13 protein-coding genes are annotated in these 14780 nt (G+C 70.1%); 4 read left to right on the top strand and 9 right to left on the bottom strand.

Annotated elements, in window-relative coordinates:
- The first annotated feature begins 232 nt into the window (after positions 1–232).
- Complete coding sequence (locus ACFO0C_RS38825; protein ID WP_378071794.1) at positions 233–1717, top strand: HNH endonuclease signature motif containing protein; 1485 nt, start codon at positions 233–235, stop codon at positions 1715–1717.
- Between the two features lie 67 nt (positions 1718–1784).
- On the opposite strand, the gene ACFO0C_RS38820 is transcribed toward ACFO0C_RS38825, so the two are convergent.
- Positions 1785–3329 (bottom strand): alpha-amylase family glycosyl hydrolase, encoded by a 1545-nt coding sequence (locus tag ACFO0C_RS38820; RefSeq protein ID WP_378071793.1) that lies wholly within the window; start codon positions 3327–3329, stop codon positions 1785–1787.
- Positions 3330–3378: 49 nt separating this feature from the next.
- Positions 3379–3534: a hypothetical protein gene (locus ACFO0C_RS38815; RefSeq protein WP_378071792.1), complete on the bottom strand. Its 156-nt coding sequence runs from the start codon at positions 3532–3534 to the stop codon at positions 3379–3381.
- Positions 3535–3731: 197 nt separating this feature from the next.
- Between ACFO0C_RS38815 and ACFO0C_RS38810 the strand changes: the two genes are divergently transcribed.
- Entirely contained in the window at positions 3732–5159 is a 1428-nt protein-coding gene (locus ACFO0C_RS38810; RefSeq protein WP_378071791.1) for an NAD-dependent succinate-semialdehyde dehydrogenase, read from the top strand.
- Between the two features lie 103 nt (positions 5160–5262).
- On the opposite strand, the gene ACFO0C_RS38805 is transcribed toward ACFO0C_RS38810, so the two are convergent.
- A complete protein-coding gene (locus tag ACFO0C_RS38805; RefSeq protein WP_378071790.1) occupies positions 5263–5859 on the bottom strand; it encodes a GNAT family N-acetyltransferase in 597 nt (198 codons plus the stop codon).
- 306 nt (positions 5860–6165) lie between these two features.
- Between ACFO0C_RS38805 and ACFO0C_RS38800 the strand changes: the two genes are divergently transcribed.
- Positions 6166–7302, top strand: coding sequence for a sugar ABC transporter substrate-binding protein (locus ACFO0C_RS38800; protein ID WP_378071789.1), 1137 nt, complete (start codon positions 6166–6168; stop codon positions 7300–7302).
- A gap of 77 nt (positions 7303–7379) precedes the next feature.
- Here the strand turns inward: ACFO0C_RS38800 and ACFO0C_RS38795 are convergent, their stop codons facing one another.
- The 3 genes from ACFO0C_RS38795 to ACFO0C_RS38785 all read right to left on the bottom strand — a co-directional run bounded on the left by ACFO0C_RS38795 (position 7380) and on the right by ACFO0C_RS38785 (position 11513).
- Positions 7380–8120: an alanyl-tRNA editing protein gene (locus ACFO0C_RS38795; RefSeq protein WP_378071788.1), complete on the bottom strand. Its 741-nt coding sequence runs from the start codon at positions 8118–8120 to the stop codon at positions 7380–7382.
- Positions 8121–8131: 11 nt separating this feature from the next.
- A complete protein-coding gene (gene helR / locus ACFO0C_RS38790) occupies positions 8132–10306 on the bottom strand; it encodes an RNA polymerase recycling motor ATPase HelR (RefSeq protein ID WP_378071787.1) in 2175 nt (724 codons plus the stop codon).
- Positions 10307–10532: 226 nt separating this feature from the next.
- Positions 10533–11513, bottom strand: a complete 981-nt coding sequence (locus tag ACFO0C_RS38785; RefSeq protein WP_378071786.1) for an ArsR/SmtB family transcription factor — start codon at positions 11511–11513, stop codon at positions 10533–10535.
- A gap of 66 nt (positions 11514–11579) precedes the next feature.
- Between ACFO0C_RS38785 and ACFO0C_RS38780 the strand changes: the two genes are divergently transcribed.
- The gene (locus ACFO0C_RS38780; protein ID WP_378071785.1) at positions 11580–12824 is read left to right on the top strand and encodes an MFS transporter; all 1245 of its coding nucleotides are present in this window, start codon (positions 11580–11582) and stop codon (positions 12822–12824) included.
- A 138-nt stretch (positions 12825–12962) separates the two neighbouring features.
- Here ACFO0C_RS38780 and ACFO0C_RS38775 read toward each other — a convergent pair whose 3' ends face one another.
- From ACFO0C_RS38775 to ACFO0C_RS38765, 3 genes are read right to left on the bottom strand one after another with little or no spacing between them, the layout of a single operon-like run.
- Positions 12963–13967 carry an LLM class flavin-dependent oxidoreductase gene (locus ACFO0C_RS38775; RefSeq protein WP_378071979.1) on the bottom strand — a complete coding sequence of 335 codons (1005 nt, stop codon included), beginning with the start codon at positions 13965–13967 and terminating at the stop codon, positions 12963–12965.
- 25 nt (positions 13968–13992) lie between these two features.
- Positions 13993–14472 carry an SsrA-binding protein SmpB gene (gene smpB / locus ACFO0C_RS38770; protein ID WP_378071784.1) on the bottom strand — a complete coding sequence of 160 codons (480 nt, stop codon included), beginning with the start codon at positions 14470–14472 and terminating at the stop codon, positions 13993–13995.
- A gap of 8 nt (positions 14473–14480) precedes the next feature.
- Entirely contained in the window at positions 14481–14774 is a 294-nt protein-coding gene (locus ACFO0C_RS38765; protein ID WP_378071783.1) for a hypothetical protein, read from the bottom strand.
- Positions 14775–14780: the final 6 nt, after the last annotated feature.

Below are 14780 nucleotides of genomic sequence, written 5' to 3'. Positions count from 1 at the left end.
TGCTGGTCTGCGTCGGTGCTGGTCTGCGCCGGCGCTTCTCGTGCCAGTGCTTTCGTGCCAGTGCTTTCGTGCCAGTGCTTTGGTTTGGACGCTTGTCGTGCCTGCTCTTCGGTGGCGTCGACGGGCAGCTGTATCTGGTCGTCGGCCGGCGTCGAGGGGGTGTGAGGGAGGACACGGGGGCGGGTGTCTGATTTGGGGGATTTGGTTCGAACGTATGTTCGAATATGGTGGGGTGCGGGACAGGATGCAGGAGCTCACCGATCTCGCGGCCGAGGCCGCCGAGACGCGGTTGGCCCCGCTGTCCCAGGATGACCTTCTCGTCTTCCTAGACAGCGTGCACACCGCCCAGCAGATGCTCCACGCCGCCGTCCTGCACGCCGTCCACGAGGCCGAGCGCCGCCAGATCCCCGCTGCCCAGCACGCGCCCTCGCCGCAAGCCTGGCTCCGCGGTCGGCTGCGCATCAGCGCCAGAGCCGCCCACAGCCTGCTCGCCCAGGCCTCCACCGTCGATCGTGACCGCACCGTCGACGAGGCAGTCAGCGCCGGCCGGGTCAACGCCGAGCAACTCGCCGTCATCACCAACGCCCTCACCGAGCTCCCGACCGACCTTCCGGCCGGGATCCACGGGCGGGCGGCGGCCGTGCTGTCCGAGTGGGCCGACCGGCTCGACCCCAACGGGCTGCGGATCGCCGGTCGCCGCGTCCTGTCGCACGTAGCCCCCGAGGTCGCCGACGCCGTCGAGGAGCGGTGGCTGCAACGCGTCGAGAGCGAAGCCCGTCGACACCGCTACCTTTCCCTGAGCCCGGCCGGCGCCGGTCGCGTCCGCATCCGCGGCCTCCTCGACACCGAGGCCGCAGCCGTCGTCACCGCGGCCCTCGACCCGCTCTGCAAACCCGATCCTGTCGGCAGACTCGATTCTGTCGACAGACTCGACCCGGCCGGCAAGCCCACTCCGGCCGGCTCCCCGCCCGAGGCCGACCCGCGCACCCCTGGCCAGCGCCGTGCCGACGCCCTCATCGACGTGTGCCGGCTGGCGCTCGCCGAGGGCACACTGCCGGACAGCGGCGGTGACCGGCCGCAGATCACCGTCACCGTCCCCTACGACCCGTTACTGGAGAAGCTCGGCACCGGCCGGCTCGACAACGGTGAGCCCGTCTCCGCCGCCACCGTCCGGCGCCTTGGCTGCGACGCCCGCGTCCTGCCCGTCATGCTCAACGGAGACAGCCAGATCCTCGACGCCGGGCGCGCACGCCGCACCGCCACCGGCCCCATCCGCAGAGCTCTCAACGTCCGCGACGGCGGTTGTGCCTTCCCCGGCTGCGACCGTCCACCCCGCTGGTGCGATGCCCACCACATCATCAGCTGGCTCGACGGCGGGCCCACCGACCTCGGCAATCTGGTGCTCCTATGCGGTCACCATCACCGTCTCGTCCACGAGGAGACCGGCTGGCAGATCCGTACCGGTGGCGACGGCAGCCCCGAGTTCCTGCCCCCGACGTGGCTCGACCCCCACCGTGTGCCGCGCCGCAACGACTACCACCGTGCACACGTCACACGCCGGGCGTCCCAGGACGCCGCGACCGGGGAAGCCGCACCACGTCGCGTCGCCGCTCCTGAGCGTGATGCCACGGCGAGCCGCATCAAGAACGGCGGACGATCCACCGGACCGGCCGGCCGGAGTACTGGGCGTGGCAGCGACGTGCGACCGCAACGCTGACCGGCACCTATGTTGACCCAACCAATGTTGACCGGCACCCATGTTGACCGGTACCAAACTCGGCGGATCAGCGGGCGGCGGGGGCCAGCCATGCGGCGGTGTCCGGCGGCAGCAGACCGTCCGGCGTCAGCGGGCCGCTCGCCAGCAGCAGGTCGCCCGCGGGCAGCGGTACCGGGTCGGTGCCCATGGCTACGGCCATCGTGAGGTTCGGGCGTTCGGCCAGCAGCCGATCGTCGTAGTCGACGTTCAGGGTCATCGGATCGCCGGCGGAGAGGAGACCCTGACGATGCAGCCGACGGCGTAGCGACACCGCGGTCCGTGTCAACGGCAGCGTCGGAGAGTCGAGATGCCGGGACCAGCCCGGCGGAACGGGCAGCCATGGTGGTGCGGAGCCGGGCGGGGAGAAGCCGTCCGTCCACGGCAGGGGCACCCGGCAGCCGTCACGGGAGAAGCCGGACCGTCGCCACGCCGGGTCCTGCCTCGCCTCGGCAGGGACGTCGGCCTCCGGCAGGCTGTACTCCTGGCCCTGGTAGAGGTAGGCCGCGCCGGGTAACGCCAGGATGGTCAGCAACGCGGCGCGAGCGCGTGCCGGGTTGCCATAGCGGGTGGCGGTACGTACGACGTCGTGGTTCTCGACGACCCAGGTCACCGGCCGGCGGGAGAGCAGCCGGTCGGCGGTATCACGCCAGGCGGTCACCTCCCACGGGGCCACCAGGAACTCGAAGGCGAACGCCTGGTGCAGGCGGTCGTCGCCGACGTATCGGGCGGCCCGGTGCGGGGCCAGGTTGACCTCGCCGATCAGAGCGCGCGGTGGGTCGTACCCCTCGGTGATTCTGCGCCATCGGCGGTAGATCTCGATCGTTTCGGGCTGGTCGCAGGCGTGGGGGTTGCCCCGCAGCCGGCCCGGCTCCGGCTCGGCACCGGGCGGGAGCGAGGGTAGTCCGGGCGCCTTGAACAGGCCGTGGGCGACGTCGATACGCAGGCCGTCGACGCCGCGGTCCAGCCAGAAGCGGATCACGTCATCGAAGTAGGGAGCGGTCCGCGGGTCACGCCAATTCCAGTCCGGTTGTTCGGGCGCGTAGAGGTGCAGGTACCAGGAGCCGTCGGGTGTCCGGGTCCAGGCAGGGCCGCCGAAGACGCTGGGCCAGTTGTTCGGCGGCTGGCTGTCCGGCAGGCGGCTGTCCGAATGCTGGCTGTTCGGGGTCCCGTCCGCCGGGGCTGATGCGAACGGGGCGGATGCGAAGTGGAAACGGGCGCGTGCCGACGGGTCGCCGGCGAGCGCGGCCTGGAACAGCGGATGCTGATCGGAGCAGTGGTTGGGCACGATGTCGGCGATCACGCGTAGGCCCAGATCGTGGGCGCGGGTCACCAGAGCGTCGAAGGCCGCCAGGTCACCGAAGAGGGGATCGACGTCGGTGTAGTCGCTCACGTCGTACCCATGATCTGCCTGGGGTGACCGCTGGAACGGTGTCAGCCAGATCGCGTCGGCGCCCAGCCCGGCGATGTGCTCGAGATGGGCCGTCAGGCCCGCGAGATCGCCGACGCCGTCCCCGGAGGCGTCGGCGAAGGAACGCGGATAAACCTGATAGACGACGCCGTCGGTCCACCACACCGCCTGATTGTCGCACCGCTCACCGGGCGTTCAGCGGCAGTGGCTGCCGTCAGCGGCGGTGGCTCCGGTTCTGGAAGCGGGCGAACAGGTTCCGGAGCCGTTGCTGGTTCTCCGGCTTGGCGAGCTGGCGGCGGCCCTGGTCGGCGAGCTGCCGGCCGCGCGGACTGTTCAGGAAGGCTTGGATGCGCTGCGTGATGGAAGGCATGTCTTCCATGTGCCCAGCCGGGCCTGAGCGGAATCATAGGGCTGGACGGATTTACGGGTTGGGCAGACCAGGGGCTGGGCAGATTCAGGGCTGGGCAGATTCACAGGCTGGAATCACGGGCTGGGCGGAATCATGGCGGCGCGTCCTGTTCCGGGGAATGCTGGGGCGTGGATGTGCCGTGAGGGTGAGGAGCTGCTGTGGAGACCGACCTGTTCATCGCCGGGAAGTGGGTGCCCGCGTCGTCGGGTGGCCGGTTCGACGTGCACGACCCGGCGACGGGCGACACCATCGCGTCGGTCGCCGACGGCGGGGAGGCGGACGCGATCGCCGCTGTGGATGCGGCGGCCGCGGCGGGTCCGGCGTGGGCGGCGGCCCCTCCGCGGGTACGGTCGGAGGTGCTCCGCCGAGCGTTCGCATTGATGACCGAACGCGCTTCGGAACTGGCGAAACTCATCAGCCTGGAGAACGGTAAGGCGCTCACCGACGCGAAGGGCGAGGTGACGTACGCGGCCGAGTTCTTCCGCTGGTTCGCCGAGGAGGCGGTGCGTGGGGAAGGCGCGATCGCGACCGCCCCGTCCGGGGCGAACCGGATTCTGGTCGTGCGCCAGCCGGTCGGTGTGTGCGTGCTGGTGACGCCGTGGAACTTCCCGGCCGCGATGGCGACCCGCAAGATCGGCCCGGCGCTGGCGGCCGGGTGCACGGTGATCCTCAAGCCGGCCAGCGACACGCCGCTGACCGCGCTGGCGATGGCCGCGATCCTGGCCGAGGCCGGTGTGCCCGAGGGCGTGGTGAACGTGGTGCCCTCGCGTAGTTCGGGCAAGGTGGTGTCGGCGATGCTGCGTGACGCCCGGGTGCGGAAGCTGTCGTTCACGGGTTCGACCGAGGTGGGCCGGATCCTGCTCGCGCAGGCCGCGGAGAACGTGGTGAACACGTCGATGGAGCTGGGCGGCAACGCCCCGTTCCTGGTGTTCGCGGACGCCGACCTGGACGCCGCGGTGGACGGGGCGATAATCGCGAAGATGCGTAACGGCGGGGAGGCGTGCACGGCGGCGAACCGGTTCTTCGTGGAGGCGCCGGTGGCCGACGAGTTCGCCCGGAAGCTGGCGCAGCGTATGTCAGCGCTGGTGGTGGGACCCGGGACGGACGAGAAGACGCAGGTCGGCCCGCTCGTCAACGAGGACACCGTGGCGAAGGTGGACAGCCTGGTGCGAGGCGCCCTGGAGGGCGGCGCGGAGGCGGTGACCGGTGGGAGCCGGCCGACGGGGCCTGGGTTCTACTACCCGCCGACGGTGCTGACCGGGGTGGCCGCTGATGCGCCGATCCTGCGGCAGGAGATCTTCGGCCCGGTGGCGCCGATCGTGACGTTCACCGGCGAGGCGGAGGCCGTGCGGCTGGCCAACGACACGGAGTACGGCCTGGTGGCGTACGTCTACACCGGTGATCTCGCGCGGGGCATGCGGGTCAGCGAGGCGATCGAGGCGGGCATGGTCGGCATCAACCGTGGCCTGGTCAGTGACCCGGCGGCGCCGTTCGGCGGGGTGAAGCAGAGCGGCATCGGCCGGGAGGGCGGCCACGACGGTCTTCTGGAGTACCTGGAGTCGAAGTACATCGCCGTCAATTGGTGAGCCGGTCGGCAGTCAACGGTTGGCACCGTCAACGGTTGACTGCCGACCGATTGGCACCAGCCGTTGGGCCGTCAACCGGCGGTGCCATCAACTGGCGGTGCCATCAACCGGTGATGGTCTTGCGCATGCGGACGAGCGGGACCGGGGCGCCGCCCCGATCGTCGTGCAGGTGCTCGACGACGACGAAGCCGGCCGCGGTGTAGAGCGGCTGTCCGGACATGGTGCCCATCAGCTCCAGTGTCCGGAAGCCCTCCGCCGCGGCGGCTTCCTCGCAGGCGGTGAGGATCATCCGGCCGATGCCGCGTCGTGCGTGTGCCGGGTGGGTGTACATGGCTCGTACCTTGGCGGTGTCCTGCGCCGGGTCGAGCAGTGCGGCGTCTCGTCCGGCGGTGTGGTCGCCGCCGTAGAGGGTGGCGCGCCGGCTCCATCCGCCGCAGCCCCGGATGGCTTCGCGACCGCTTTCGCCTTTGCCATCTACTTTTTCGCCGTCGACATCGCCGTCTACTTCGCCGGCATCTTCGACGACGGCGAAGTAGGTCCGGTCATCGACGAGTTGCGTGTCCAGGCCCATGATGGCCGCGCTGGCGGCGATCTGGTCCTGGCTGAGGAAGCCTTTCTGTAGTTCCGTGATCGCCGCGGCCATCAGTTCCCGAAGCGCGGGCAGATCGTCGTGAGTGGCGAGCCGGACCGTCAGAGTCATGCGGCCCATTCTGCCGGGCGCTGTGCGCTTCGGGCGGGCAGGACGGTCCTGACGGCCGATTCCGGTCGGATTCCGTGCTGCCGTTCGGCCGGTTCCTGCGGGACTGACGGACGAAATCGGGGGGCCGAAACGGAAACGAAACTAACCGATCACAGACGGTGATTGTTGGCAGTCACCGCTGAGAAATGAATAATCTTGTTCTCCGGCCCCCCACCCGATGATGATCACGTTGCGCGTTGACCGATACTTGGCGGACCGTTCAGCGCCCACCGCAGCTCGGGTCACCCTGAGAGGACATCTATCGCCATGCGCAAGTCTTTGGTCGCCCTGGTCGCCGCCGGCCTCCTGACGACTGTCACGCTCACGGCCTGTGATGACGCGGGCGACACGGGGGGAACGGGGAGCGACAGCGCGACGACGTCGAACGGTGGGAGCGAGAACATCACCGGCGACGCCGGCATCGGGGTGATCCTGCCCGACACCAAGAGCTCCGCACGATGGAGCACGGCCGACCCTGCGTATCTGCAGGCGGCGTTCAAGAAGGCGGGCGTCGCGGCGCAGATCGTCAACGCCGAGGGCGACAAGGAAGCGTTCAAGCGGCTCGCCGACACTCTGCTGGACAAGGGCGCCAAGGTTCTCATCATCGCGAACCTCGACGCGGTCAGCGGCAAGGCGGTCATCGACGACGCGCACTCGCGCAACGTCCCGGTGATCGACTACGACCGGCTGACGCTGAACGGCAACGCCGACTACTACGTGAGCTTCGACAACGAGAAGGTGGGCATCCTTCAGGCGCAGGCGCTCCAGCAGTGCCTGGCCGCCAAGGGTGGCACCGACATCCCGGTGATCGCCGAGCTCAACGGCTCGCCGACCGACAACAACGCGCACCTGTTCAAGGACGGCTACGACAGTGTGCTGAACCGGCTGTACGACACCAACGAGTTCGCCAAGGGCCCGGACCAGTACGTTCCCGAGTGGGACAACGACGAGGGCCGGGAGATGTTCGCGCTGATGCTCAAGCAGTATCCGAACATCGGTGGTGTGCTGGCCGCCAACGACGGTCTCGGTAACGCGGCCATCGAGGTGCTCCGGGAGAAGGGCCTCAACGGCCAGGTGCCGGTGACCGGCCAGGACGCGACGGTCGAGGGCCTGCAGAACGTGCTCGCCGGCGACCAGTGCGTGACCATCTTCAAGGACGTGAAGCTGGAGGCGGACGCTGCCGCCGAACTGGCTGTCAAGCTGTACAAGAACGACAAGCCGGCGCTCCAGGACAAGCTGAAGGACCCGGAGTCCGGCCTCTACATCCAGTTCAAGAAGCTGGAGCCGCAGGCCATCACCAAGGCGAACGTGAAGGCGGTCGTCGAGGCCGGCTTCGTGGAGGCCGACACCCTTTGCACCGCCAAGTTCAAGAAGGCCTGCCGGGACGCCGACATCATCAAGTAAGCAGCACCTGATCAAGTAAGTACGCCTGATCAAGTAAGTAGCGCCTGGTTTTCCAGCAAACGGCCGGCAGGCCGCCTTCAGTCCGCGATTCTGATCCGGACCCGGCGGTTCTGCCGGCCCTTGCTTTCCACCTTGATCACCTCGACCCGGCCGACCTGCGCGGTCGACGCGACGTGGGTACCACCGTCGGCCTGCACGTCCAGCCCCACGATGTCGATCACCCGGATCTCCGGATGGTCGAGTGGCGGCAGCGCGTCCTGGGTGCGTACCAGGGTCGGGATCTCCAAGGCCTCGGCCCGTGGCAGCACCCGCGCGACGATCTTGCGATCGGCCCTGATCTCCGCGTTCACCGCGTCCTCCAGGTCCTGCTTCCAGCTACCGTTGAATCCGCCGGGCGGCGCCTCCGGCAGGTTGAAGTCCATCCGGGCTTCGCCCGGCTGCATGTTTCCGCCGGTCACCAGGGCCCCGAAGTCCCGGAACACCGTGCCGCAGAGGATATGCAGACCGGAGTGGGTACGCATGAGACTGGTCCGCCGCTCGTCGTCGATCGCGCCCCGCACCGTCGTCCCGGCCGCCGGAACCGGATCACCCGGGGCCGGGATCAGGTACTGTTCGTCGCCCTTCCGGGTGTCGACGATGCGGGTACGCACCCCCTCCCAGAGCAGCACTCCGTGGTCCGGTGGCTGGCCGCCTCCACCGGGGTAGAAGGCGGACCGGTCGAGCACGATGCCCGCTTCCGGGTCAGCCGGGTCGGACCACACCACGGTGCAGTCCCATTCGCGTACGGTCGGGTCGCTCCAGTCCAGACGTTCGGTCACGAAACCGAACTCTAATCCTTCAAAAGCACCAGCTGGCGCGTTGCACGGGTCATGGCCACGTACCGGTCGACGGCTCCTTCGATGCCGCCGCCCCACGAGTCCGGCTCGATCAGGACGACCAGGTCGAACTCGAGCCCCTTGGCCAGTTCCGGCGTCAGTTCCCGGACGCGTGCCCGGCCCTGTGCCGGTTCCGCTTCCCGGTCCGGCCGGTGACCGATCACGTGACCGATGGCGCGACCGATGACGCACGCGGTCCCTTCGGCGTGTTCGGCCAGCCACGAGTCAAGGATCGCGTCCAGTTCGGCGACCGCGCCGTGGCGTACCGGGACGCCGCTGGACCGGATCGACACCGGCACATTGGCGTCCGGCAGCGCCGCCCGGATCACCGGCTCCGCCTCGGCCATGACCTCCTCGGGGGTGCGGTAGTTGACCGTCAGCGATGCCAGCGTGATCCGGTCCATCCCGGCCCGTTCCAGGCGTTCCCGCCACGACTCGGTGAACCCGTGCCGTGCCTGCGCCCGGTCGCCGACCACGGTGAGGCTGCGCGACGGGCAGCGCGACAGGAGCATCTGCCACTCGGCGTCGGTCAGTTCCTGCGCCTCGTCGACGACGACGTGCGCGAACGGCCCGGCCAGCAGATCCGGGTCGGCTGCCGGGAGCGCGCTGCCCTCGGCCAGTACCTCCCGCAGATCCTGCTGCCGGAGCATGGTCATCAGTCCTTCGCCGTCGTCGTACTCGTTGGAGGCGATCAGGTCGTCGACGACGCGGTCCATCTCCCGCCGTCCGGCCGCGACCGCGGCACGCTCCCGGCGCAGGCGCTCGGACACCGACGCGTCGCCGAGCCACTGCCGAACCGCGTCGAGTAGCGGCAGGTCGGACAGGGTCCATGCCCGTGGGTCCGGCCGCTGCAGTGAGCGGATCTCGTCAACGGTCAGCCATGGCGCGCACTTTCGCAGGTAGGCGGGCACCGACCAGAGGTCGGCGACCAGGTCGGCGGCGTCCAGCAGGGGCCAGGCCCGGTGCAGGCCGGCCCGTAGCTCGCCGCTGCGGGCCAGTTCCGTCTCCGCGGCGCCGGACCGTTCGGCGAGGACGGCCAGCAGTTCCTCCCAGATCTGGTCGCGGGCCTCGTTGTGCGGAGTGCCCGGGTCGGGTGCCTCGAATGCCGCGGCCCAGTCCCGGGCCGTGACGCGCACGTCGCCGTCGTCGGTGGTGACCGTCATCGGCTGGGCCGGCGGTTCCTCGTAGAACCGGACCGCCGCCTCCATCGCCCGGACGAGCCGAGCCGACGACTTGAGCCGGGCCGTCTCAGGGTGGCTTTCCGGCGCAGCCCCGGCCCCCTCCGGAACCAGGTCGCGCAGCATGCACGTCTGCACGTCCTCCTCGCCGAGGTTGGGCAGGACGTCGGCGACGTACGCGAGATAGGGCTGGTGCGGCCCGACGAACAGGACGCCACCCCGGCCACGGCCCAGTCGCGGGTCGGAGTAGCGCAGGTAGGCGGTCCGGTGCAGGGCGACAACCGTTTTTCCGGTGCCGGGCCCGCCGTCGACGACCAGCACACCGGCTGCGCCGGCCCGGATGATGGCGTCCTGGTCGGCCTGGATGGTGCCGAGGACGTCACGCATCCGCGGCGACCGGCTGTTGCCGAGGCTCGCGATGAACGCCGACTGGTCGTCGAGCGCTGCCGCGTGTTCCTCGAACTCGTCGGCGGTGAAGACCTCGTCCCAGTAGTCGCTGACCCGTCCGTCGCTCCACCGGTACCGGCGGCGGGACTCCAGACCCATCGGGTTGGCGTGGGTGGCCCCGAAGAACGGCTCGGCCGCGGGCGATCGCCAGTCCACGAGCAGACGTCCGCCCTCACCGTCGGTGAGGCCGAACCGCCCGACGTAGACGGTGTCGCCGTTCGCGTACACCATGCGGCCCAGGCACAGGTCGAGGCTGAAGCGCCGGAGCGCCCGCAGCCGGGAGCTCAGCCGGTGGACCGTGTCGTCCCGGTCCACCGCCTGCCGTCCTTTGCCGGCCGGGGCCCGGCGTTCGGCGTCGAGGTTCTCGGAGAGGTCGGCGATCGACTGGGCCAGGCTTTCCGCCATTCCGGCGAAGTGTTTCTCGTCCGCGGCGATCAGTGCCGGCGCGGCCTTGGCGGCGAGCCGCTCGGGCAGAGCGAAGGCGCTGGTGGTGGAGGTTGTCACGGTGTCCCCGTTCCCGCAGAGTCGTGCATGAGCAGAGTCGTGCCAGCGCCGTGCATGAGCCAGCGCCGTGCATGAGCAAAGTTGGGCTTGAGCAGCGATTCTGCGCCGGATACGAGGGCTTGTGGCAAGGCCCCCCATGTGCTATACGTTAGAAGTGGCGGAGGGATGTTGAATCCTTGTCCGCCCTTTTTTCTTGGCACGGTGCACGGCGATCAGCTGGGTACGGTCAATGCCCGCCGTCGATGAGTGAATCACCCAGTGCCGTCCTGCGGTAGAGCACCGACCGGCCCGACCGCGCCCGCTCCACGAGCCCCGACCGGCGCAGCACCGCCAGATGGTCCCCGACGGCGCCGACCGTCATCCCGAATGCTCTCGCCAGCTGGCTCGTGCTGGCGGTGTCGGCCAGTGAGTCGAGTAGCAGTGCCCGCGACCGTCCGAGCAGCGACGCCAGGTGTTCCGGCGCCGCTGGCGGTTCCGTCTCGAGCAGAGTCGCCACCCCGCGAGCCGGGTAGACAATCGCTTTCGGCCAGGGCTCGTCCCCGTACACGGCGATCTCCGGCCAGATGAACACCGACGGGATCAGCAGCAGGCCGTCGCCGCCGAGCACGATGGTCCCGTCACCGCGCCCGGCCAGGTCGATGCCGCCGTCCCGCCAGCGCACCTTGGGGTGCAGCCCGGCCAGTGCCGCCGCCCATCCGGATCGGCCCAGCTCGCCGGCCCGGTGCGTGACGTCACGTTCGCACAGCAGCCGCATCCGTGGCCAGTCGTCCCGCAGCAGCGTCGCCCAACCGGCCGCGAACGCACTGGCCAGCCGCTCCAGCACGTCCGCTCCACGAAGTACCGCCCGGGCCGCGTCCCTCGTGTCGGGCCGCCGTTCCAGGTAGAAGTCGATCTCTGCCCGGGCCGCCTCGTCCGGCGCGGCCCGTAACGCTGCCAGATCGTCGTCGATGGTCTGCCCGATCCGCCGCGGCGGCGGGCACAGGAACGTCGCGCCTGATCGTGACGTGTGCAGTGCCAGGATCGCGTCCACCGCCGGGTCCGCCGCCCGCAGTGTCTCGAATCGGTCACGCAGCCGGCCCAGCCAGGCTTCCGGTATCCCGCGGTTGTGCGGCCCGGCCAGCGCCCGCATCACGTTCTGCAGTTCGAAGACCGGCGACAGCGCGAACCGGGTCCGCAGCAGATCCTCCGTACCCACCTCGAACCGCACGCCCCGACCTTACGCCCAGGAGCGAAACATTCGCCTCCCCGGCAAGCCGTGCGCACGCTCTTGCGTATGACCGTCGCCGCACGCCCGGCCACCTACCGCGAGGTGTTCGCGGAGCCGAGTTTCCGCACCCTGTTCGTGGCCCGCATCTTCGCGATCAGCGCCACGTCGCTGCAGATCTTCGCGCTGTCCGTGCTCGTGTACATGACCACCGAGTCGCCGCTGCTCAGTGCGGTGGCGTTCGGCGCCGGGTTCCTCCCGCAGTTCGCCGGCGGCCTGCTTTTCGGCTCGCTCACCGACCGGTTGCGCCCGTGTCCACTGATCGTCACCGGCTACTCCGTCGAGGCGGTGCTCTCCGCCGTCCTCGGGCTGGCCGACCTGCCGGTCGGTGTCGCATTACTGCTGGTGGCGGCGATCGCCTGCTTCACGCCGGTCTTCGCCGGGGCGGCCGCGAAGGTCATCGCCGAACGGCTCACCGGTGACGCGTACGTCCTGGGCCGCTCGGTCTCCAGCATGTCCTCGTCCTTCGCCCAACTGCTCGGTCTCGCCGGCGGCGGCGTAGCAGTGGCGGCGCTCGGCGCCCGCCACGCGCTTCTCCTGGCCGCCGCGTTCTTCCTGGTGGCCGCCGTGATCGTCCAGGTCGCCCTGCCGTCCCGCCACCGCGCGCCCGGTCCGGCCGACGACCGGCGAGGCGCTGTCAGGGATGGCGGCGCTGTCAGGGACGGCGCTGTCCGCGGCGGTACGATCCGCGACAGCTGGTCCGGGGCCATCGCCATGCTCGCCGACCCCACGATTCGCCGGCTGCTGCTCGCCCAATGGCTGCCGTCGGCGATGGTGGTGGGCGCGGAGGCGCTCCTGGTCGCCTACAGCGCCGCCCGTGGTTTCCCGCCGGGCGCGGGCGCCGTCCTGATGGCCGGCCCCGCCGCCGGCATGCTCCTCGGCAACTTCGTGGTCGGCCGTTTCGTCCGCCCGGCCCGGCGCGAACGCCTCTCCGGCCCGCTGGTGCTCCTGCTCGGCGCACCGCTGCTACTACTACCAGCAGGCCCGCCGTTCCCGGTCACCGCGGCCCTGCTGGTCGCCTCCGGTTTCGGGTTCGCCTACAGCCTCGGCCTCCAGCGGGCCTTCCTCGAGGCGGCACCCGAAGACCGTCTCGGCCAGCTGTTCGCCCTGCTCTCCACCGGGCTGATGGCGTTGCAGGGCACCGGCCCGCTGCTGGCCGGCGCTCTCGCCGAACTCACCACCCCGGCCACCGCGATCGCGTGCGCGGGTGCGGCGACGATGTTGGTCGCGGTCACTACGAAAAGACCGCGCTAGGGGTACGGCCACCGCCCCGGCAATCGCACCCGCACTGGCAATCGCCCCCGCCCCCGCCCCCGCCCCGGCACCGGCACCGGCGCCCCGCCCCGGCACCCGCGCCCCGCCCCGGCACCCGGCCCGCACGACCCGGCGGGGTCAGGCGAGCAGTTCGCGGACGCGTGGGACGACCTGGGTGGCGTACAGCTCGATGCAGGTCGTCAGGTGCTCGTGGGGGAGCGGCCCGTGCGAGTACTTCAGGTCGAACCGGTCGACGCCGAGCGCCTGGACGGTCGCGGCGATCTTCCGGGCCACCGTCTCGGGGGATCCGACGTGCCAGGCTCCCTCGGTGACGTCGGCCTCGAAACGGTCGCGGGTCGCCGGCGGCCAGCCCCGTTCGCGGCCGATGCGGTCCAGGTTGCGGCGGGCGTGCGGCCACAGGATGTCGACGGCCTCCTGGTCGGTGGCGGCGACGAATCCGGGGCAGTGCACGCCGATCGGCTGCGGCTCCTGCTCGAGTTCCTTGAGGGCACGCCGGTACAGGTCGGTGTACGGCGCGAACCGGGCCGGCGCACCGCCGATGATCGCAAGGACGAGCGGCAGGCCGTACTGGGCGGCGCGGACCACGGACTCGGGGCTGCCGCCGACACCGATCCAGGTGCGGATGCTCCCGGACTCGGTCTTCGGGTAGACGTGCTGGTCGCGCAGCGGCGGCCGGATCGAACCCTCCCACGTGACCGGGCCCTCGTCGAGCAGCGCCGACATCAGGTCGAGCTTCTCGGCGAACAGCCGCTCGTAGTCGGCCAGGTCGTAGCCGAACAGCGGGAACGACTCGGTGAACGAGCCACGGCCCAGCATGATCTCGGCACGGCCGCCCGACACGGCGTCGAGTGTGGCGAAGCGCTCGTACACCCGTACCGGATCATCGGAGCTCAGCACCGTGACCGCCGTGCCCAGCCGGATCCGCTCGGTCCTCGCGGCGATCGCCGCGAGGACGATCTCCGGTGAGGAGATCGCGTAGTCGTCGCGATGGTGCTCGCCGACGCCGAAGAAGTCGACGCCGAGCCGGTCGGCGAGCACTCCCTGCTCGACCACGTCCCGGATGACCTGCGCGTAGGGTTTGCCGTTGACGTCGCCGAAGGTGTCCAGACCGAATTCCACCAGCGGATCCTACCGGCGGCCAGGGAGCCTACCGGCGGCCCTTCAGGCGCCTGCCCATCTCCTTGGCGATCTCCTTCTTGGCGTCCCTCTCGGCCATGACCTGCCTTTTGTCGTACGACTTGAGGCCCCGTGCCAGGCCGAGCTCGATCTTGGCCCAGCCGTCCTTGAAGTAGAGCGACAGTGGCACGAGGGTCAGGCCCGACCCCTCCTTGAGCTGGTTGAGGATCTTGATGATCTCGACCTTGTGGAGGAGCAGTTTGCGGGTGCGGCGCGGGGCGTGGTTCGTCCACGAGCCGAAGCCGTACTCGGCGATGTGCAGGCCGTAGAGCATGATCTCGCCCTCGTGCTCCTGCGCGAACGTGTCGACCAGTGAGGCCCGGCCCAGGCGCAGCGATTTCACCTCGGTGCCGGCCAGCACCAGGCCTGCCTCGTACGTCTTGAGGATGGCGTAGTCGTGCCGCGCCTTCTTGTTCGACGCGATCAGCTTGACGCCCGTCTCCCTCGGCATGCTAAACCTCACGCATCGGGGTCGGTCCCGTTCAGGTCCTCGGGGATCGGCCGGCGCATCGAGTAGGTGACGCTGCTCAGCCGGTGCGGCTCGTCCTTGACGTGGATGACCGCCCGGTCGTACGCCTGCCAGCCCGCCTGGCCCGCCCGGTTCAGGTGGCGCAGGTCGTCGAACCGCTCGTCGGTGCCCCAGCGCAGCACCCCGGTTGGATGGTGGAACGTCGCCGTCCAGTCCATGAAACGGTCGGCGCCGAGCGTGCCCGCCGCGCGGTATTCCAGGCGCGCGTATTCCCAGTTGTCCACGCCGAT

Origin of the sequence: Actinoplanes subglobosus, assembly GCF_042650585.1 — a bacterium.
In the GTDB taxonomy this organism is placed as follows: Bacteria; Actinomycetota; Actinomycetes; order Mycobacteriales; family Micromonosporaceae; genus Actinoplanes; species Actinoplanes subglobosus.
Note: the sequence above shows the minus strand (reverse complement) of the source record. Positions and strands in the feature narration are given on the sequence as shown.